The sequence below is a fragment of the Okeania sp. KiyG1 genome (genome assembly GCF_014132355.1).
Lineage (GTDB): Bacteria > Cyanobacteriota > Cyanobacteriia > Cyanobacteriales > Microcoleaceae > Okeania.
On the sequence record NZ_BLZO01000152.1, the window covers coordinates 40,737 to 61,693 of the forward strand.

The 20,957-nt window shown below is 37.4% G+C and carries 18 protein-coding genes and 1 tRNA gene; 9 read left to right on the forward strand and 10 right to left on the reverse strand.

Translation table 11 applies throughout. The features are described 5' to 3' along the window. Positions 1-87 precede the first annotated feature (87 nt). Together phnH and phnG are read right to left on the reverse strand one after the other, a co-directional pair. The gene (gene phnH, locus SAGCYANO_RS34965; protein WP_202224260.1) at positions 88-681 is read right to left on the reverse strand and encodes a phosphonate C-P lyase system protein PhnH; all 594 of its coding nucleotides are present in this window, start codon (positions 679-681) and stop codon (positions 88-90) included. Positions 682-1,164: 483 nt separating this feature from the next. Next, a complete protein-coding gene (phnG, locus tag SAGCYANO_RS34970) occupies positions 1,165-1,608 on the reverse strand; it encodes a phosphonate C-P lyase system protein PhnG (protein ID WP_237396990.1) in 444 nt (147 codons plus the stop codon). Positions 1,609-2,151: 543 nt separating this feature from the next. Here phnG and phnF point away from each other — a divergent pair. Then, positions 2,152-2,883, forward strand: coding sequence for a phosphonate metabolism transcriptional regulator PhnF (gene phnF / locus SAGCYANO_RS34975; RefSeq protein ID WP_237396991.1), 732 nt, complete (start codon positions 2,152-2,154; stop codon positions 2,881-2,883). A gap of 145 nt (positions 2,884-3,028) precedes the next feature. Here phnF and SAGCYANO_RS34980 read toward each other — a convergent pair whose 3' ends face one another. Then, positions 3,029-3,256, reverse strand: coding sequence for a hypothetical protein (locus SAGCYANO_RS34980; protein ID WP_202224261.1), 228 nt, complete (start codon positions 3,254-3,256; stop codon positions 3,029-3,031). Between the two features lie 584 nt (positions 3,257-3,840). On the opposite strand from SAGCYANO_RS34980, the gene SAGCYANO_RS34985 reads away from it, so the two are divergent. Next, a complete protein-coding gene (locus tag SAGCYANO_RS34985) occupies positions 3,841-5,112 on the forward strand; it encodes an RNA-guided endonuclease TnpB family protein (protein WP_202224262.1) in 1,272 nt (423 codons plus the stop codon). Positions 5,113-5,403: 291 nt separating this feature from the next. On the opposite strand, the gene SAGCYANO_RS34990 is transcribed toward SAGCYANO_RS34985, so the two are convergent. Then, the gene (locus tag SAGCYANO_RS34990; RefSeq protein ID WP_202224263.1) at positions 5,404-5,664 is read right to left on the reverse strand and encodes a hypothetical protein; all 261 of its coding nucleotides are present in this window, start codon (positions 5,662-5,664) and stop codon (positions 5,404-5,406) included. Positions 5,665-6,516: 852 nt separating this feature from the next. Beyond that, positions 6,517-9,264: a CBS domain-containing protein gene (locus SAGCYANO_RS34995; protein ID WP_202224275.1), complete on the reverse strand. Its 2,748-nt coding sequence runs from the start codon at positions 9,262-9,264 to the stop codon at positions 6,517-6,519. 198 nt (positions 9,265-9,462) lie between these two features. Between SAGCYANO_RS34995 and SAGCYANO_RS35000 the strand changes: the two genes are divergently transcribed. Next, positions 9,463-10,239: a Uma2 family endonuclease gene (locus SAGCYANO_RS35000; protein ID WP_307786266.1), complete on the forward strand. Its 777-nt coding sequence runs from the start codon at positions 9,463-9,465 to the stop codon at positions 10,237-10,239. A 76-nt stretch (positions 10,240-10,315) separates the two neighbouring features. On the opposite strand, the gene SAGCYANO_RS46370 is transcribed toward SAGCYANO_RS35000, so the two are convergent. The 3 genes from SAGCYANO_RS46370 to SAGCYANO_RS35015 are packed head-to-tail and all read right to left on the reverse strand — an operon-like array spanning position 10,316 to position 12,640. Beyond that, the gene (locus SAGCYANO_RS46370) at positions 10,316-11,737 is read right to left on the reverse strand and encodes a tetratricopeptide repeat protein (RefSeq protein WP_307786267.1); all 1,422 of its coding nucleotides are present in this window, start codon (positions 11,735-11,737) and stop codon (positions 10,316-10,318) included. Further along, positions 11,671-12,399, reverse strand: a complete 729-nt coding sequence (locus SAGCYANO_RS35010) for a lipopolysaccharide assembly protein LapB (protein ID WP_237396992.1) — start codon at positions 12,397-12,399, stop codon at positions 11,671-11,673. The genes SAGCYANO_RS46370 and SAGCYANO_RS35010 overlap by 67 nt, the downstream gene beginning before the upstream one ends. Before the next feature lie 40 nt (positions 12,400-12,439). Beyond that, entirely contained in the window at positions 12,440-12,640 is a 201-nt protein-coding gene (locus SAGCYANO_RS35015; protein WP_202224265.1) for a hypothetical protein, read from the reverse strand. Between the two features lie 596 nt (positions 12,641-13,236). On the opposite strand from SAGCYANO_RS35015, the gene SAGCYANO_RS35020 reads away from it, so the two are divergent. The 5 genes from SAGCYANO_RS35020 (at position 13,237) to SAGCYANO_RS35040 (ending at position 16,266) form a co-directional block, all read left to right on the forward strand. Then, positions 13,237-13,788: a hypothetical protein gene (locus tag SAGCYANO_RS35020; protein WP_202224266.1), complete on the forward strand. Its 552-nt coding sequence runs from the start codon at positions 13,237-13,239 to the stop codon at positions 13,786-13,788. A 243-nt stretch (positions 13,789-14,031) separates the two neighbouring features. Further along, positions 14,032-14,223 carry a photosystem II reaction center protein PsbZ gene (gene psbZ, locus SAGCYANO_RS35025; protein WP_124146930.1) on the forward strand — a complete coding sequence of 64 codons (192 nt, stop codon included), beginning with the start codon at positions 14,032-14,034 and terminating at the stop codon, positions 14,221-14,223. Between the two features lie 518 nt (positions 14,224-14,741). Further along, positions 14,742-15,323 carry a 6,7-dimethyl-8-ribityllumazine synthase gene (ribH, locus tag SAGCYANO_RS35030; protein ID WP_202224267.1) on the forward strand — a complete coding sequence of 194 codons (582 nt, stop codon included), beginning with the start codon at positions 14,742-14,744 and terminating at the stop codon, positions 15,321-15,323. Positions 15,324-15,592: 269 nt separating this feature from the next. After that, a tRNA-Gly gene (locus SAGCYANO_RS35035) sits at positions 15,593-15,664 on the forward strand. A gap of 197 nt (positions 15,665-15,861) precedes the next feature. Beyond that, positions 15,862-16,266 (forward strand): hypothetical protein, encoded by a 405-nt coding sequence (locus SAGCYANO_RS35040; RefSeq protein WP_202224268.1) that lies wholly within the window; start codon positions 15,862-15,864, stop codon positions 16,264-16,266. Between the two features lie 863 nt (positions 16,267-17,129). On the opposite strand, the gene SAGCYANO_RS35045 is transcribed toward SAGCYANO_RS35040, so the two are convergent. Continuing rightward, complete coding sequence (locus SAGCYANO_RS35045) at positions 17,130-17,945, reverse strand: acyl-CoA desaturase (RefSeq protein ID WP_202224269.1); 816 nt, start codon at positions 17,943-17,945, stop codon at positions 17,130-17,132. Between the two features lie 542 nt (positions 17,946-18,487). Here SAGCYANO_RS35045 and SAGCYANO_RS35050 point away from each other — a divergent pair. Further along, a complete protein-coding gene (locus SAGCYANO_RS35050) occupies positions 18,488-19,720 on the forward strand; it encodes a methionine gamma-lyase family protein (protein WP_202224270.1) in 1,233 nt (410 codons plus the stop codon). A gap of 456 nt (positions 19,721-20,176) precedes the next feature. Here SAGCYANO_RS35050 and SAGCYANO_RS35055 read toward each other — a convergent pair. Beyond that, positions 20,177-20,957, reverse strand: a 781-nt coding sequence (locus SAGCYANO_RS35055) for a hypothetical protein (RefSeq protein WP_237396993.1), incomplete at its 5' end; no start/stop codon positions are given.

Sequence of the window (20,957 nt, forward strand, 5' to 3'; positions counted from 1 at the left end):
ATTGACTCTTGTTCCCCCCAAAGTTGGGGGGCTAGGGGGGCAAAATTAAGTATCAAAAAACTTTTCAGATATCCTCTAAGGAAATGCTTATATTTTTACTAATCTACTTTTCGTTGTTCTTGGTAAACCAATAACTGTATTTTGAGCAAAGAAAAATATATCTACTCCTAAAGGATAATTGTTAAAGTTAACTTCCCATTCTGACCAGAAAAATTCCGGTAATTTCGGAATTGAAATTGCTATTTCTTCTAAAATTCCCGGTCCTTTCAATATGACTTTATCACCTGATTCTAAATTCGCTCCTTGCACAAATAAAGTAGTTGAATTTTCTGGTTCTTCTGCCGTACCATGATGAAAATTTGATAGGTTGGGAATAGTTTGAATATTCTTAATTACAGCAAAGTCAGCAATTTGAGAATTTTCCGTAAAATGACAACCTGTGTGAAACAATAACCAAGCTTTTACATCTTGATGAAAATCTGAACTTAACCATACTTTTGTTTCCAAATCTAACATTGTTAAACAGGCAGCAGCACAAGCTATATTCAAGTCAGATGGTGGTGTTAATTTACCATCTATTTGTTGCTGCTTTCCTGGATAAGATAAGGCATTTAATAGATTGACAAAAGTTCTTTGAGAATCATGTACAATATCGGGAAATCCTGGTAGTTTAGTAATCATAAAAAAGGAATAAGGAATAAGAAAGAAGAAAGAAGGAAGAAAAAAGAAGAAAGAAGGAAGAAAAAAAGAAGGAAAAATCTTAGCTTTGTGTTAGTTTTAAGTTTTTGATTTGTCCTAACCTTTTCTTCGACTGCTATAAAATTTTATTTTTGATAATTGCTGTATACCGCCTCTAGATTTTAATGACTTAAAAGCAAATAGTATTCTAGGTTTCATGGTTGAATAACTTCACTTTTACTCTTTTAATTTTTAAGAATAAAGCTTGAATTTGTAAGCGGATGGGATTAAACTTAAGGAAAATATTTTCTTTTTATTTTATTCATAAATGATAGCGTTAGCGGTAGCGTGAGGCGAAGCCATAGCGACGAAGGAGCGTCGGAACGAGCGTCAGAGGTCTTAGACCAAATTAAACAATTATCAATTATCAATTATCAATTATCAATTATCAATTATCCATTGATAATACACCTCACAAAAAATTGATTAATCTCCTCTGGCAATAGTAAAAAAATTAACTTTCGTAGCTTCTGTTTGTAGTTGTTGAACTTCCTTTTGTTCATTAACTTCTGCTTCAATAAATTCAATAACCACAGACTTTACAACATCATGCCATTCAGGCAGTTGCATTAAACCATCGCACAAAGCAGCAAGTTCAGCATGACGATGCGATCGCCCTGGGACATAACCAAAACCCATAATATCCTCTATCTTGACTACACAACGAGTAATAGTTATTTCCCCTAGATTAAATATTTGTCCCGTCCCACCAGCGCGGCCTCGTACCATTGTCAGACCTATTTCTGGTGGCCTTATAAAGTTGTATGTAGGCAATTTGCCTATCTCTGCAACTTTTCTCTCTAATTGCTTCAAATTAGATTTAGCTAAGGTTTTCATCCATCCCTGTCGCATTTCTGTTTGAATGTCCATAGATTGGTTTTCCAGTCCAATTAACCAGAGCAATATTTGTCTATACAAATTCCCTTATGTACAATATATAATAGATATATACTTTTTATCCAACTTGATTCGGCAAGGGGTCTCCCGTTATAATCTCCGATTTAACGGGAGATAAATTCACAAAAACTAACTGCTACATTTCAATCGTCATTATGGTCAAAATATTATTATTCAACGATCGAGTAAACGCCCATTTTTCAAAGTAATATCTGGCAATTTAGGGGGTGAGCGGTGAAACCTCTATGACTAATACCAATTCACTTTCAAGATGTCACAAATAGTTTCAAACCCAATATCTGAAATAATTTCCTGAAATTACTGTGGCCTCAAAGTTTCGAGTCTATAAAAATTAACTTTTAACTTTTGACTTTTGACTTTTAACTTTTGACTTTTAACTTTTGACTTTTGACTCATACACTTGTGCCTATTACCCTTGATAATTGTTGCCTGCTCCACAATTTTATCTAAACTAGAAAAATATTAAAAAATATATATAAACATATTCAGGATGCCATGAGCCGTGAAGTATTGCCAGTTTATACTCGAATTGCTGAAGAATTACGCCAAAATATTCATCAAGGAATTTATAAAGTAGGAGATAAATTACCCACCGAAGCTCAAATGAGCGAATATTTTTCTGTTAACCGTCATACATTGCGTAGGGCGATCGCCATTCTCAAAACTGAAGGGTTAGTGAGAGTAGACCGAGGTCGTGGGACTTTTGTCGTTGGTAGACCCATTAAGTATTTTATTGGTAAAAGGGTACGTTATAATCACACTCTCATTGCCCAAGGCCAAAAGCCTAGTTTTAGATTACTGCAAGTGGTGGAAATACCTGCTGATGCTTCTATTGCTGAAGGATTAGAAGTAGAAGTAGGTGCTCCTGTAGCTTTAATTGAACGTTTAGCATTTGCAGAGGATCAACCTATTAATATTTCTAGTAGTCATTTTCCTTTAGATCGTTTTCCAGGAATTATAGAGGAGGAAGCAATTGAATTTTTACGAAAGAAAAATTCAATTACTCAGTTGTTAAGGGAAAAATACAATAGCGATCATATTCGTCGTACAACTCATGTTTATGCTCGTATAGTCAGACATGAAGATGCTTCTCTGTTGGAAGTTCCTATGAATCATCCTATTTTGTTAGCAGAGTCAATTAATGTCAATCAGGATGGCAATATTATTGAATATGGGGTGACCAGATTTAGAGGCGATCGGATGGAGTTGGTCTTTGAAAATGAATAATTTTATTAGAAAAGAGGGAGTAGCTGAAAAGAATTAATGAATAAGAGTACGATAGTTAATTTTATTCTTTATTATTGGAGATGTCTATTGCAGTAATAAAGAATTGAAAAAGTGGATGGGGATACTGAAAAGTTGCCACTCTGCTCTATTTTTGAGAAAAATCAGACTCTTTCTTGGTTTTTTCTAGCTGTTCCCATAGTTCCTGAATTTGTAGATAAGCAGATGTTGCTGAAATTTTTCCTGATGTTTGTAAAGCACTGATATAACTTATTTTATGAGAAAATTCTTGTAATTTCGCATTGAAATTGATATTTGCTGGAGTTGCTTGCCCATAATAGCGACTTTGTGGATATAGAAATTTACCCTTTTTCATTTCAGCTTTTCCTTAGTTTATTTCAAAAATTTTAAGTTTATTTTTTTCTTTGATATAGAGAATATTATATCAATTTTTATTTGCCAATCTTTAAGGTCTGTAATTTTAGTTAATAAGTATTTACTTTTTGTCAAATTAAATATACTTAGGGTTTGCGCTCAAAAGTCTTTTAGTAGGGGTAGGAGACAGGAGACAGGAGACAGAAGAAATGTGAATGAGCCAGGAGGTAGGAGTAAGAATTGTCCCTTAATTATTCTGCCCAACTATGAGCCGAAAATACGCTCCATGCATGAGTATTTTAGACTGAAACAGGCGCACTGCAATTCGATTCCAAAAAGGCGCTTGTCTTTATATGTCAATGCTTTTAGATTTATTCAGCAAGCCCTACTTATTTCAGTACTTTTACCTAAACCCATCAGAAGGCCAACACTATAATCGCGAGATGAGCGTGTCTGGATGAATGATGCGTATATAATTATAATTCGATGTCATCATTATACACAAATATTAATAGTTTATCTAGTATACATTTTAGGTAAATTTAGTTATAATAATCAATGTAGTCAAGGAATTAACAATAGCGAGTGCTAGTAATTGAAGCCAAATTAAAAGGCAGTCAAAATCAGTACAAAGTTTTAGATGAAATGATTCTCACAGGTCAATTCATCAGAAACAGTTGCTTGCGCTATTGGATGGATAATAAAGATGTCAAACGCAATGACTTACAAAAGCTTTGTTCTGTACTAGCAAAGGATAGTAATTTTCCCTGGGTCAAAAAGCTAAACTCTCAAGCAAGACAAGCATCAGCCGATAGAACATGGCAATCAATACAAGGATTTTATAAAAATTGTAGATTGAATTTGCCAGGTAAAAAGGGGTATCCAAAATTCAAAAAGTTTACTCGTTCAGTAGAGTATAAAACAACTGGCTATAAGCTATCCCCAGACAGAAAGAAAATTGAGTTTAAAGATGGTTTTAAAGCAGGTGTATTTGAGCTATGGAGTAGCCGTGATTTAGTCTGGTATTCAGAGCAACAAATAAGTCGTGTAAGAGTTGTTAGACGAGCTGATGGTTATTATTGTCAATTTCTAGTAAATGTAGAGAGAAAAGAAGCTCATAACTTTGAAGGCAATATAGTAGGAATTGATTTAGGTTTAAATGCTTTTTATACTGATAGTGATGGTAATGCTATAGAAAATCCTAAATATTTGAGAAAGTCGGAAAAACGACTAAAAAAGCTACAACGGAAAGTATCGCGCCGCCACGAGAAAGGTAAAAAGCCACAATCAAATAACTACCACAAAGCCAGAAAGCAATTAGCCAGGCAGCACCTCAAAATCAGTAGACAGCGTAAAGACCATGGAGTAAAGACGGCACGGGCGTTAATCCAATCTCACGATTTGGTAGTATACGAGGATTTGAAGATTGCTAACCTAGTTAAAAATCATCACTTAGCTAAATCCATATCTGATGCAAGTTGGTATCAGTTCACACAATGGTTAGAATACTATGCTAAGTTCCATGGAATTGCTTCCATAGCAGTGCCTCCACATTTTACGTCTCAAAATTGTTCAAATTGTGGTCAAACTGTTAAAAAATCTTTGTCTGTTAGGACTCACAAATGTCCTCACTGTGGTTATATAGCAGACCGTGACCACAATGCAGCAAGGAACATTTTAGCTAAAGGTTTAGAAATGCTAGGAGCAATAGTAAACAGTACCGAGGGGCACTCGGAATCTGGGGGAGACCCAAAAGCTACGGGAGAGTCCGACCTCTGGTTTGGTAATAGTAATATTGCCAATCTAAGTCATCTCTATGAGCGTAGAATCATCAATGATGAGAATCCCGCATCATAATCTGTGATTTGATGTCGGGAGTATGTCAATCATGCATCTACTATAGGTAAATGCTCAATTTTTTGGATTGAATCTACAGAGAAATAATTCTAACTTCCTGTGGCAACAAAATCTGCTTTTTCTAGTTACTTTTTGATACTTATTATGTTATGAAATTCTTTAGTATTTAAGAAAATATCTGATTTTTAATTATGAAAAATAAAGGGTTGTATTTATTATGGTCTAGGAACATTATATATAACTCCTTTATTAATCAATTGATATTCAGATAAACTCGATCTGATTACCCGATCAAATATTTTTCTGGTCTGAATTATTTTCAGGGTCTGTACCTATTCCTAAATTTTTCTTAGAAATTTTCAACTGTTTCCACAGTTGTTTTATTTGCTCGTAAGCTTCTTCAGGAGAAATTTTTCCACCAGTTTCTAAACCACAAATTATACTTATTCGTTGAGCAAATTCTTGCAAATTTGAATTAAATACTAAATTTTCAGGGGTAAAATCACCTTGATATCGACTGCGAGGATACAAAAAATCATCATCAATTGCCATTGTTTTTTCCTCATAAATATCCTAAAAGGGAACAGGGAATTTAACGAACTCAGAAGTCAGAAGTCAGAAGTTAACCCACCCCTAACCCCTCCCAACCCACCCCTAACCCCTCCCAACCCACCCCTAACCCCTCCCAGGAGGGGAGGGGAAATAGGGGATTTGAGCAACTCTCCAAAAATATTTCGCCTTACAGCGGTTTTCATTTAAGTAAACCACAGTAGGGGCGCAATTCGGAGCTTTGCGGAACGCAAATGGCATTCGCCCTTATAGGTTTTTGGTTATGACGATGTGGTTTATCAATCAGCAAAAGGGCTGTAATATAGAATCCGGTTATATAATATATGTTGATAATTTCTTAAATTACTTCAAACCTTTAATCTCCCCTACTCCTCCACTCCCCCACTCCCCTCTTCCCCTCCACCGGAGGGGTTAGGGGTGGGTCCCCTACTCCCAACTATACAATAACTATTCAACCGGGTTCTATATAAAAGGTGGGGTTGCGCGACCCAATTATTTTGATAAGAATAGTTCTACAAGTGTACCTGAGTATCCTCAAAAGTGCTATAATTTATATTTTCTATTACTTATATCAAATCCGCTTAATTCGGCATAAAAAAATCTTCCATCTCCCCATCTCCCTACCCTATAAATTTAATATAGCACTACAAGAATTGGTTAAAACATTTTTCAATGCTAAAACCCTTTTATATCATGTCCGGTAGCATCGGTATTGTATAGAGAAGGTAAGGAAGAAGTAGGGGCGAACGGCCGTTCGCCCCTACATATGGCGTTTTCAAGGTTAATTTGCGTAAGTCCTGTATTAATTATTAATTATTGAAAGTTCCCTATTCCCTATTCCCTATTCCCTAGCGCGTGAGGATAATACCTAGCTAAAAATCTCTCAGCATCAGAGCGATCGCTCATCACCCCATCCAAAGTTGCAGCTAAAAGATCGTCCAACATCAACTTAAATTCACGCCCAGGTTTATAACCCATCGCCTTCAAATCATTTCCATTCAAAATAGGTTTAATATTCCCCCACTGAGTCAAATATTGCCAAACCTTACGTCGCACCCAACGCTCGCATTGTACCGCAATTAAAATCAACATCGGTAGATCGTACTCCCTCAATAACCACACCACCTGACTCGGAGTATTACATTCTGGTAAATTCTCCATCACCTTACCCTTTGCCAACTCCAACTGCTCCAGTCGCTTCACACTATCCACAGGCAACTGCAAATTTTTCCCCACCAAACCACGATAGTCAGACTCCAAATAAGCAATCAAAACCTCCAACCGCATTTGCCAGTGAGATAAACTTTTCTGGGCATCAAAACGTTGCAGACACCTATCCATCAAACATACCTGCTGCCACAATTTCCGGTCTAGCTCCATAGTTGGATGCAGACAACGCAACGCCCCCAAACTCCCCAATAACCCTAAAGCAGGTTTCCAATAATTAGCTTGCAAAATATATTTCAACTCACTTTTGAGTCGAGTTTCCAAAGCAGGCACCCTTCTATTTTTTTCCGCCTTCCCAATATTTTGACGGTGATATACCCCACTATTAATAGCGTAACGAATATATTCCTCCGTTTTCCCTTCAATTTCAAATCCTAATCTCACAGCAAACCGTACCGCACGATAGATACGAGTCGGGTCTTCAATAAAACTATTAGCGTGCAACACCCGCATTTGTTTCCCCTGCAAATCTGACACCCCACCAAAGAAATCAAGCAATTCTCCAGCACGAGGTTCAGTCAGTCGTGCTGCCAAAGCATTAATAGTAAAATCTCGGCGATACAAGTCTTGACGAATTGAACTTGCTTCAACTTCTGGGTTAGCTGCTGGATAGGGATAAAATTCTGTGCGAGCAGTGGCAATATCTATCCACAGAGAGTCTAACACGAGGTCGTTATGCCAAAGTAGGGCAGCAGTTTGAAATTGACCGTGAACTTCCAAACGTGCTGTCGGGTAAATTTTTTGCAGTGCTTTTGCCAACTCCACCGCAGGAGCTTTTTCTGCTGACTCAGAGTGACAACCATCTACAACTAAATCAATATCTGTTAACAGTAGAGTCTCATCAAATTTTGATAACAATAAATCTCGCACCCCTCCCCCAATTAGATATAGTTGCCAACCTTGTTTTTCTGCCAACTCAGCAACACAGGTGAGTAGTTGCCAAAGTTGAGGTGCAAGACGTTCTTGTAAAAGTTCGGCAATTGATTTACAAGTTTCACCAGGTATACAACCAAGTTGTTCGTTTTGAGGGCGTTGTTGTTGATGCAATTCTCGTAAAACGTCGGTGCGGGTAACTATTCCGACTAAACGGTTATTTTCCAACACTGGCAACCGACCAATATCGTATGTCACCATCAATTCTTCTATTTCTGGGAGGGTTGTTTCTGGATAAATGGTTTTGAGTTGTGGTGTCATGTAACCTTTCACCGGAGCATGAGGAAAACCATGATGTAAAGCAATATCAATATCTCGCCGAGAAATAATTCCTACTAATTTTCTGGATGAGTCTACTACTGATAAACCAGAATGACCGTAACGTAATAGTATGCGATGAGCTTCTTCTATGGATGTCTCAGGAGGAATGGTGCGAACTGGAGATGACATCAAATCTCTGGCGGTGGGAGGTTGAGGAATTTGATTTTTGAGTTGGTCTACCAGTTTTTCCAAGGTTGTTTCAGGGTTACTGTCTCGGAGAGTAACTGCTGCTGCTCGGAGATGACCTCCACCACCGAGGGGTTGTAATAATTCGCTGAGGTTGGTCTCTGGAATGCGCGATCGCCCGATAATTGTTAGGCTTTTTTCTGTTGTGTCTTTGAGGGAGTGGGTATGAGCTAGGAGGAGAGCGTCTATTTCTGTGAGGTCAATTAAACTAGAAGCTAAAGTGGATAAACCGGGAACATATTCATCTGTATGTAATAGTATCGACCCTATTTGATAATTTCTCACGGTAGAGCGTTGGATATTTTCCAGAGCTATTTTCAATAAATCTTGCAGTTGTGGTGACAAACCAGGTTGAATATATTCGGCGATCGCGTGTAAATTTGCCCCTTGCTGCATTAACCATGCTAAAGCTGCTGCATCTCTTGGTGTTGTATGGTCGAAGGTTAGGGAACCAGTATCAGCGTGGATACCTAAAGCCATAATTGTTGCTTCTGCTGGAGTTAAGATAGGGGTGGGTTTATTTTGGATAGTCTGGAGTTTTTCTGTGATGAGGGTTGTGGTTGCTCCCACTGCTTCTATATAAGTTTGGGTAGCTCGAATATCGGTTTGAGTTTCACAGTGATGGTCGTAGATGATAATTTCTGATAGGTGTGGTAAGTCTAACCATTGGGCAGTTTTTCCGAGTCGGGAGCGTGTTTGAACATCTACGATAAATATGGAGTGAATTTGTTTTGGGTTGACAGAGCGACGTTCGATAATGGCAAATTCGTCTCGATGGAGGGCGAGGAATTGTTTGACAGTGGGGTGACAACCGCCAGTTATTACGAGGCGACTACCTGGGTGGAGGTGGGTTAGTCCGACGGCGGCACCGAGGGCGTCGAAGTCTGCGGTTGTGTGGCATAAAATTATGTTCATTTCATATATTAAGTCAAAAGTCGTAGGGGCGAATGGCATTCGCCCTTACAAAAGTCAAAAGTGAGATTTTATAGGCTTAAAAATTTTAGGATAGCATAAATAATTAAGTCATCTTTAGATGACTAAAGGTAACTGATTTATTATAGTTAATTAACGAGACTTGATATTATTTCTATAGGAACTGCTTGGAGATTAATTATGTACCGGGATGAGATTGTCGAAGAAATTCACAGAATTCGTGAAGAGTATTCTCGTTCATTGAATCACGATTTGGAAGCCATATTTGCTGATTTACAAAAAAAGAAGCAAGCGGAAAGTGGCATGGAAGTTGTGGATTTATCTCGAAAGTCTGCTATAATAAAACGTTGTAATAATAAAAAACTTATGATTGCTCAACCCCAAGATTATCAAAAAATTAGCCCAGAAGAATATCTAGAATGGGAAGCTAAACAGGAATTTCGCCATGAATATGTAGACGGTGAAGTTTTAGCTATGACTGGGGGAACTATTCCTCATACTAAAATTTACCTCAATTTCTACAGAGCTTTGTATCCTCATTTGAGTAAAAGAGGTTGTGAAGCTTATGTTTCAGATGTGAAAGTTCAGGATAGTAAAAATAATCGTTATTTTTATCCCGATCTAGTAGTTACTTGTAATGCTGAGGATTTAAAATCTCGTGACTTTATTAAAAATCCTACAGTCATTGTTGAGGTGCTTTCCCCTAGTACAGGAAAATACGATCGCGGGGATAAGTTGAAATATTATCGTCAATTTCCTAGCTTGCAAGAATATGTTTTGGTAGATTCAGAATCAATGTTTGTAGAAATTTATCAACGTGGGGAGGGAAAAATTTGGAATTATTGTGGGTATACAGAAGGTGAGTCTATTACATTAGAGAGTATTGAATTTACTTGTGCTATTGAAGTTTTATATGAGGGAGTTAACTTGGAAACTGATACCGTTGAGGCAGAATAGTATCTTGTAGGTTGAGGAAAGAAACCCAACCAAACTAAAATAAAACGCTTTAAGTTTACCTCCTTTAATTAGTTTGTTAGTCAATTCCATTAAGTACAGTTTTTTGCTGCAAAACATGATGTATCAAAGAAGCAGCAGCTCTAGCAGCTAAAGGTTGATATTTACTGTGTTTTTTTCCATCAGCCCAATCACAAATAGACTTAACTAAAATCCATGGCTTACCTTCACGCATACAAGCAGAACTAAGTCCTGCTCCTTCCATTTCTCCTCCAATAGCTTTAGGAAAATCCTCAAATAATTGGGCTTTAAAATCATAATTATCAACTAATTTTTCTCCTGAAAGAATTGCTCCATGTATAATTTTACAAGGTAAATTATCAACTCCATTAAACTCCCAATGATGAACATTTTCAAAACGATTCAGTAAGGTTGTATTGCTTGGTGAAGGACCATCTCTATAAATATCTTCCTTTTCACCAATTCTTTTAGATTCATAACAAATAATTTCTGAAGCAACCAATACATCACCTATATTTTGTTTTTTTTCGTCTTTACCAAAAGCAATTCCTACCATAATAGTTGCTTTAGGATTCACCTTTCTTAAAGCATCTAGTGTTGAGAAACCAGCAGCACCTGGTCCTATTGAACCCATGCGACATTTAGTAACAACAGTGTTAAAAGCACCAAATTTACCAACATAATAAGTTTCCGCTTCAGAAAAATACTTCAAAATTTTTTCTCTTCCAGGGTAAGGTTCTAAAAGTTCTAATACTGAGCTTATTTCTGGATGGGTTGCAGTCATAATCAGTACATTAACTTCACTTTTAAGTGATTCAAACTCTTGTTCATCAATTTCTTGCATATCTGGTGTCTTAAAATGGTATTGTTCTTGAGTATTTAATAAATCATTATCTGCCAAATTTAAATCTACTTTAATTGTGTCTCTACCAGCAACTTTTTCTAAATCTGACTTCCTTTGTATGGCTAATATTTCCCTCAACTGCTCTGCCGTTGTTAACTTCTCTCTAGCTTCTTGCTCCTCTTGGCCATTAGCTATTTTCTGCAGAAACGGATTTTCCGTATCTGCCAAATACTGTTTTGCCTCTTCCCAGTCAGGAGCTAACTTAATTGCTTTTTGGTAAGCAGTGATCGCCTCTTCCTTTTGTTCTAACTTAACTAAAACATCTGCTAAATTATAATAAGACCAACAAAAGTCAGGATTCAACTCAATAGTCCTACGATAAGCATTAACAGCTTCTTCCCACTTCTCTAACTTAACTAAAACATCTGCTAAATTATAATAAGACCAACAAAAGTCCGGATTCAACTCAATAGTCTTACGATAAGCATTGACAGCTTTTTCCCACTTCTCTAACTTAACTAAAACATCCCCTAAATTATAATAAGACCAACAAAAATCATATTTTAACTTTATTGATTTCTTATAAAAGCAACCGCTTCTTCTAACTCTTCTTTTTCTTGCAACAAATAACCTAATTTATGATGCACTTCCCATAATTCTGGTTGAATTTCAATGGCTTTTTTATAAGCCTTAATTGCCTCTTCTTTTTCTCTTTTTTCTACTAAAATATCGCCATTGGCGTGATAGTCATCTGCTAAATTATAATTTACTATAACTGCATTACTAGCAGTAGCGATTTGTGTAGCTATTTTCTCTAACGGATAATCAGCTATTGTCAACTTTTTGCTAGGTTCTATTTGCTGTTGAGTATTGATTGTTTTCTCCTGAAGCTGATGTTCTACATCTGCCAAAGACTGTCTTGCTTCTTTCCAGTCAGGAGCTAATTCAATTGCCTTGCGATAAGCAGCGATCGCTTCTTTCCATTCACTTTTTTTGGCGAAAATTTTTCCTAAGCTGAAAAAATGTTTTGCCTGTCTTGTCAACTTTTTGCTAGGTTCTATTTGCTGTTGAGTATTGATTGTTTTCTCCTGAAACTGATGTTCTGCATCTGTCAAAGACTGTCTTGCTTCTTTCCAGTCAGGAGCTAATTCAATTGCCCTGCGATAAGCAGCGATCGCTTTTTTCCATTCACTTTTTTTGGCGAAAATTTTTCCTAAGCTGAAAAAATTTTTTGCCTGCTTAAAATTGATGTTTTGCTCTTGTGTTGGGTGACAAAACATTGAAGTTTTTTGTTCCATCTCTAACTCTTTTCTGAAAATTGGCCTAGAGAATATTTTGTTATGAGTGGATTGTATCATATCCAGTTGAATAGTTATAAATCTCGACAATACCCACTTCCCACTCTTGACCATCAATAGAAAATTTCCCCCTTTCATAAATTGTCCCATTACGGTGAATCTCCTCCCCCAAGTCACTGAGATGGGCGCGTACTGCCATATATTCGATACGAATAGCTGTTAAAATAACCGCACAAGCCATACCTTTACCTATTAATTGAACTGCTTTCTATTATGGCTAATTTATTTTGAAATGTGTGAAAATAAAAATGTTTTTCAATAAACTTTAACTCATTTCAAATACAGGTCAATTACTAATGCTTATTGTGAATTTTATCTTCTAGCGATCGCTGATAATAATTTTAGGTTAGTAAGTCAAACAATTAAATATTTGTAGTGCGGGTATCTTGCCTGCTATAGGTATATTTTATCAAAGTTGAATCTGCTGTATTATTGTTGGGTTTCCTTAGCGTCAACCCAACCTACTGTGTGAAAATTAAACTGCTTTTAGAGGAATTATGAAAAGTTTTTGATACTGAATTTTGCCCCCTAGCCCCCAACAAAGTTAATCCCCTCCCGTCCCCCTTGGAAAGGGAAACCAGATGTTGCTCCGCTTTTTGTTGAATGGGGAACAAGAGTCAATTTGCTTCTAAAAGTCCCCCAAAATTGGGGGATTTAGGGGGCTTATCTGTAGCAAATGGGACTTTTCAGAACTCCTCTTAAATCAACTTTAACTTATTTCCAATACTACTAAATTGCTTTTGTTGCCAATTTATTACTTATTACAGAAAAAATTCTATGAACGACCAAAAACCCATACTTCAAGTTTTTCTACTCGAATATCAAAAATTGAAAGATGAACAACTCAAACGTATTGCCTTCCGAGACCAAATAATTTATCTAACACTAGGAATATTTGGCGGAATACTCTCTTTTGCTCTATCAAATAGAACTAATTTTTATGCCCTCTTAGTTATTCCTTGGGTTTGCCTAATTCTCGGTTGGACTTATTTAGTTAATGACGAAAAAATCTCTGCTCTTGGAAAATATATTCGATTGACTCTCACCGAAAAAATCAAAGCACAAATAGACGATACAAATATCGAATCTATCTTTGGCTGGGAAATTTTTCATAGAAGCGACGAAAGACGAAGAAGGCGAAAAATAGAACAGTTAATTATTGATGAAATTACTTTTGTATTATCTGGTTTAGTAGCTTTATTTGCGTTCTGGTCTTTAGCTACAAATCTTTCCCTAGTAATTTACATATTTTGTGCTTTTGAACTTATTCTATTAGTAGTTTTAGGCATAGAAATTATTATTTATGCCGATCTAACTCAAGGCAGATAGATTTGAAGAATTAAAAATCAATAAAATCTTAGTAATTATTACTCAAAGAAAGACTATGTATAGAGATTATGAAAAATCTGATAAATTTGCTTTATTAATTTCACGCCAAACCTAGTTGTTAGGAACTAATCCTCTACTACCTACCTGTACAAAAAATTCACCACTCAAATTACGATTACCATCGCACAATTTATGATATTCTAATCTCTTGTATCTTGAAATTTTTGTTTTACCAGGAAAAATATGTTAACATTCTTGTTTCAATTTGTACTACTTTTATTAGTAGTCTTATCTTTTGTTTTAGTAGTTGGCGTACCTGTTGCCTATGCTTCTCCCCAAATCTGGAGTCAAGGCAAACCTTTAATCTTTATTGGTTCTGGTTTATGGTTAGCACTGGTAATTGCAGTAGGTGTTTTAAACTTTTTGGTAGTTTAGGCCAACAACTTTGATTTGAGATTGAATAGAATCAGACAATTCTATTGGGCAATACCTAGAGAAAAAATGGTGTAAGAGGCAAGAGATAGCAAGTTAGTCCTTGTTGCCACTTGACTCTTAGTGACATACTCCCACAGTAAGCTGAAGCTATAGTGTGGGCTTCTCGTTTCGCAGTCCCGGTATCCCGTCGGACTCCACGAGCTTTAAGGACGGGATGCCCCACCGCCCTTTTTGCACATAAAAAAACTGCTCACCTAGTTCCGGAATAAGATTTTACGTTTTCCCACAGTTGACTAGGAATTCGGGCCAACAACCCCATATCCTATAAAATTTTCATGGTTCATTACTGGTGGCGATTAGCTCAAACCAGCATAGTTCGATGATAACATAAAATTTGTAAATTAATGAGACATCGAGTCCCATTAATTTACCGCCGATTCATCTCACGCCAAATCACAGATTATGGCGTGAGGCTCAAGAGCGATTTAGCTAAAAAATTTAACTAAAAGAATTCTAATATGACAGTTTTCGAGGGAACATTTACTCAAACTGAATCCTTACGCTTTGCTATTGTCATTGGCCGCTTCAATGACTTAATTACTGGTAAATTGATTGAGGGTTGTCAAGATTGTTTGAAACGCCACGGTGTAGATCCAAATCCAGAGGGTACTCAAGTAGATTATGTTTGGGTTCCAGGTAGTTTTGAGATTCCTCTAGTCGCCCGTCAATTGGCCATGAACGGTGGCTACGATGCAGTAATTTGTTTAGGAGCTGTAATTAAAGGCCAAACACCTCATTTTGATTATGTAGCTGCTGAAGTATCTAAAGGAATTGCTGCGGCAGCATTTCAAACAGGAGTACCAGTAATTTTTGGCATTGTCACCACAGATACCATGCAACAAGCTCTAGAAAGAGCTGGTATTAAAAGCAATAAGGGTTGGGAATATGCCATGAATGCTCTGGAAATGGCTAGTTTGATGCGTCAAATGAGAGGTGGTATAAATTCCTCACCTAATAATCGTAGTATTACTGGTACAACACAAGCGTTACCCATAAGTTCAAACCATTTAGTAGAATCTGATGTATCTCCAGAAGCTTAACGAAGTCAGAAGTCAGAAGCAAGAAGTCATAAGTCAGATAGGGGGGAGCCGTCGGATTGGCGACGTACAGAAGTTAACCCACCCTAACCCCTCCCAGGAGGGAAGTAGGATTTGAGAAAGGCTCCAAAATATTTCGCCTTAAAAGGCGGGGTGGCGCGACCCAATTATTTTGATAAACCAAGCGATCAACAATTTTTTCTGATAAAAAATCTGCTGGAGGGTTGACAAATAAAATTATTTGTGGAACTATAGATATATGGTTAGAAATTGCGGGTATAGCTCAGTGGTAGAGCGCAACCTTGCCAAGGTTGATGTCGCGCGTTCGAATCGCGTTACCCGCTTAACTAAAGTTGAAGCTTTTATCTAATAAGGCTGAAATTTATCTATTAAATAGTTAAAACAAAGTAATATCAATAATCAAATTTCTTCCTTGTTCCTTGTTTCCTCTTGCTTCTGATGTAAGTTAGAATTAGGATAATATACCTATGCTGATTATTTATATTGTCTTTTCTCTATCCACGCCAGTTCTACGATTACTTTGCGACCTCAAAAAGCTCTGAAAATTGATTTGAATGGAGAGTACCCCTGTCCGTGTCGGCGCAAGGGCCACTTAATTCCAATAGCCCTGACAGATGCCTTTGGCTGTAACCGCTGTCAGCAAATATTTGTGGTAAGTGACAGTGGCGATACTATTGAACAACTCTCCACTCACTACCCCTACAAACCAGCTTGGCGATGGACAGGCAAACATTGGAATCGTGCCTATTCTAATTGGAGGGCGCATTATTTGCCAATAGCTATAGTAATGATTTTAGTTCCATTAGTGATTTGGCTACCTCTGGCCTTACACTCTCCTGGTTCTAATATAATTATTTGGGCGCTGGTGGCAGTGGTTTTGGCTATGCTTCCTGCCTTAATTGTTTGGCTTGCTTATAGACGGTGACCTGAGTAGGGGAGTCATTTCAGTTATCAGTTATCAGTTATCAGTTATCAGTATTTCTAGCTGTTTGCGCAGCATGACCTAGGAAAGCATTGGGATTAAAATAAGGAATATTCTCTTTTTTTTATCCCCTTAAAAGGGGAGGCTTTAGACTAAAATTTTTCGGTAAGGGAGTGGTAAACATAAGAATCATTAACATGAACTGACTAATAATTATCGAAAAGGTTATTTTTTCTGTGTTAATTATTTAATAATTGAAGTGTCAACTAATTTTCTTAACCAGGGTAGTAGGGAGTAGGGATATAGTGGGAAATTTCAGACATTTTCAAGATAACCAAGAAGAGTATTTTTACAGCATATTCTTAAGTATATAAAGTACAGATATTAACAATTAAATATTTATAGTGTGGCCATCTTGCCTGCGATAGTTGTACCTCGCTAAAATAGTGGGAAATTTCAGAGATTTTCAAGAGAATGAAGAAGAGTATTTTTACAGCATATTCGTAAGTATATAAAGTACAGATATTAACAATTAAATATTTATAGTGCGGGCATCTTGCCCGCGATGGTTGTACCTCACTAAAATGGGTCTGCTGTATTACTATTAATGAGACCTAATATCACGCTAGCAAAGCAAAAAAAGATGAAGTATTAAAGCAGAAAATAAGTAAGCATTCTGGAGGAGATACTTACAAAAATAACCCTATATGAAAAGCATCATATAGGGTAAAAAAATTAATTTAGGACTCTTATAGCAGTCGAAGGAAAGGTTAGGATAGTTCAAAAGAAAACTCAGACAACGTGAGAATTTTACTTCTTACTTCTTCCTTCTTACTTCTTCCTTCTTCCTTCTTCCTTCTGCTATGCTATTTTGTTGCTAATTTCACATCAGTTGCTAAACCAAAAGCTTGCAATAATTGAATCATCATCCAAGTGGTATCAATTTCCCACCATTGCAAACCATGACGTGCAGAATACTGAAAAGCATGATGGTTATTGTGCCAACCTTCACCATAAGTTAATACGGCCACCCACCAACAATTAGTAGAATCATCACCAGCATCATAAGTACGATAACCAAACTTATGAGTGGCACTATTAACTAACCAAGTACAGTGAAAAACAGCAACTATTCTAAAAAAAATACCCCAAACTACAAAAGACCAGCCACCCACAAGGAAAAGCAAAATGCCAAAAGCAAACTGAATGGGAATAAAGTTTGCTTGCAAGAACTTATACACTGGATCGTCTGCTATATCTTTTGTGTAGCGAGGAACTTCAGACCTGATTGGTAGATTATGAAGCATCCACCCCATGTGACTCCACCAAAACCCACGATGGGAGTCATGGGGGTCTTGTTCATTATCTGAATGTAGGTGATGAATACGGTGTAAACCTACCCAGTCACAAACTCCTCCTTCACAGGCAAGTGTACCGCAAAAAACTAAAAAGTATTCTAGCCACTTGGGAGTTTTAAAACTACGGTGTGTCACCATACGATGGAAGCCTAATGTAATACCTAGACCACCTGTAATCCAATGTAATAATAAGGCTAGGCCAACTGCAGTCCAACTAAAGTTACTGGGAAGTAGGGCAAATAAGGCTCCAATGTGCAGGAATGCCATAAAGCCTATTATGCTCCAATCGAGGGAAAATTTTTCTGATGTTGTTGAAATTGTCATGAAAATCTCTAGGTTAAGAACTAAATAGCTCCATAGGAGCTAGCTTAATCAAAGCAAGTTTATATGTTCGTATAGGATATGGAAAATATCTTAGTAATAACTACTTAATCTATATCTATATCTATATAATAAGAAGCAGAAGGTTAAAAAATATTCTTATACCAAAATCCAGGGTATTGTTAAGTATTTAAGTTTAAATTCCTAGCTAATAATACAGGATAATTTTTCTTAAACCAAGCTACTATAAATATACTAAATAAATATAGTAAAATCTCTAAGTTTTAGTAATTTACTATGAAAATTTGATTAATAAAAAAGTCAATTACTATCTTGAAAATTAAGCAAAACACTGGTTTGTTTTTTGAGGTTTTTGACTTCAAAATTGTCATAGCTTTCTAATGAAACTTTTTTCAAAAAAAACCACAGCCTCTATATCTAAATTAATTCTTTGTTGACAAAGGAATTTTAGATTTTATTGTGAATTTGAGTATTAACAAAAATTTACACTTTGTATAGCATACCACAAATAAAACAAATTAAATATGAATAGCACTACTTATCTACAAACAGCAGAACAAGACCTATTTCCCATATTTTCTGATATTGATAGCTTAGTCAAGCAAAATCTCAGACGAGTTATAGATGCTTTTCGCGAACATCGGGTAGGTGTCCATCATTTTGCAGGAGTTACTGGTTATGGCCATGACGATTTAGGACGGGAAACTTTGGATAAGGTTTTTGCTCAGATTATGGGGGCTGAGGCAGCAGCGGTAAGAGTCCAATTTGTTTCTGGAACTCATGCGATCACCTGTGCTTTGTTTGGCATTCTTAGGCCAGGGGATGAAATGTTGTCTGTGGTGGGTTCTCCTTACGATACTTTGGAGGAGGTTATTGGTCTGAGGGAGGAGGGTCAAGGTTCTCTGAAAGATTTTGGCGTTAGTTATCGGGAATTGCCATTAACTGAGACTGTTGGAATAGACTGGCGAGGGTTGGAGTCTGCTATTACTGAAAAGACTCGTCTGGCTTTGATTCAACGTTCTTGTGGTTATTCTTGGCGAGCTAGTTTGTCTATTGCAGATATTGAGAAAATTGTCAAGATAGTTAAGGAACAAAATCCTCGGACGGTTTGTTTTGTGGATAACTGTTATGGGGAGTTTATTGAGGACCGGGAACCTCTTGTGGTGGGAGCTGATTTGGTGGCGGGGTCTTTGATTAAAAATCCTGGTGGTACTATAGTTCCGGCAGGTGGGTATGTGGCAGGTAGGGGAGATTTGGTGGAAGCTGCTGCTTGTCGGTTAACTGCTCCTGGTATTGGTAGTAGTGGTGGGGCGACTTTTGAGCAAAATAGGTTGTTGTTTCAAGGTTTATTTTTGGCGCCTCAAATGGTGGGGGAGGCGATGAAGGGTAATCATTTGACGGCTTATGTTTTTGATAAGTTGGGTTATCCTGTTAATCCTCTTCCTTTTGAAAAACGACGGGATGTTATTCAGGGGATAAAGTTGGGTTCCCCGGAGAAGTTGATTGCTTTTTGTCGAGCTATTCAGCAATATTCGCCTGTGGGGTCTTATTTAGACCCGGTACCTGCACCGATGCCTGGATATGAAAGTCAGTTGGTTATGGCGGGGGGGACTTTTATTGATGGGGCGACTTCTGAATTTTCGGCGGATGGTCCTTTGAGGGAACCTTATGTGGTGTTTTGTCAGGGGGGGACTCATTGGACTCATGTGGCGATCGCTCTGGAGGCTGCTATTGAGGCGGTAGGTTTTAGAATTTAGAATTTAGAATTTAGAATTTTTTCATTAGGGACTTGCAACCTAATTTGTAAGAATACAACTGAAAATCCTTTGGTGTGGCGATTTTTTCATTAGCTCTTAGAAAATGAAAATAATGGATGATTTGACTTCTCCCCGCTTTAAAAAGACGGGGATTCTAAGCGGATGCTTGGAGCGGATTAAAATCACCCTCCAAGCGCTTACGATATTCTTTTGAAAGAGAATCCAAAAAATACCGTTTTGGCAGAGTCAAAACTGCGCTACAGACCTTGGTTAAATCGAAATTTAACTGTGTCCTTACCTTTCTAATTAGGGCTTGCTGAACCAGCGGAAGAGGCTTCAACAAGTGACCTCGGATATTTAACCTTTAGCTGCTGGCTGTGGGGTAATTCGGTAGATTGATCTTATGGGAGATGCTCACAAAACTCTACGATTTCCTTCAACCACATCCCTGTGTCCTTATTTCTGCTTCGCTATTACAATTGAGATGTTTTCACCAGAGGGATTTTCTATCGTCAATTTGCCCTCGGCATCAAGACCTATATCTTGGGAGAGGCCACCCTGTACTTCATTGAAGTCGAGTGTGAGTTTCCCTGTGGCTCCTGATACCGTCAGGCAGTTACTAGCAAAGGGGTCTTTCTTATCAGAAGGATTTAATGCATCTGAGACGAATATGATATAATCTTGAACAAGAAGATCCAATGTCTGATTTGTAACACTTTCTTGATCGGCGTAAAAACCCACATAAGATTCTGCCGAGACTAGATTCGGATTAAACTCGTCACAACCTCTGAATCCAATCGGCGGCTTACCGGCAACAACCGTATATATTGTGTCTAAACCGGCCTCTTCTGCAGACAATATAACAGGAGGCAATAAGCTAGGGTTGATAAGGGGGCCCCTTAAATCAAATTCGATTGTCTGGACTTCACTCAGGTTTTTAGGAAACTCATCTAACGACCAGTATGGTATGTATAACTCCATTCCGCGGTCTTCTTTTGATTTAGCCTCACGGAGCGCGCTTGACCAGTCTGTTGTTACGAACACCTCTGTTTCGTAACCTTGTGCGGAGGCTGGTAAACCACTGCCAACCCAGATAAATAAGCTCAAGACGCAGGCGAGAATTGCCGTTACCTTTGTTTTCATCATGTCTCCTTTTAATTGAAAATTGTGGACTGTAAGCTTAATGCTTATTGGTTTATACTTATATGACGCTTTTGCTCTTCTGTTTCTGACTATT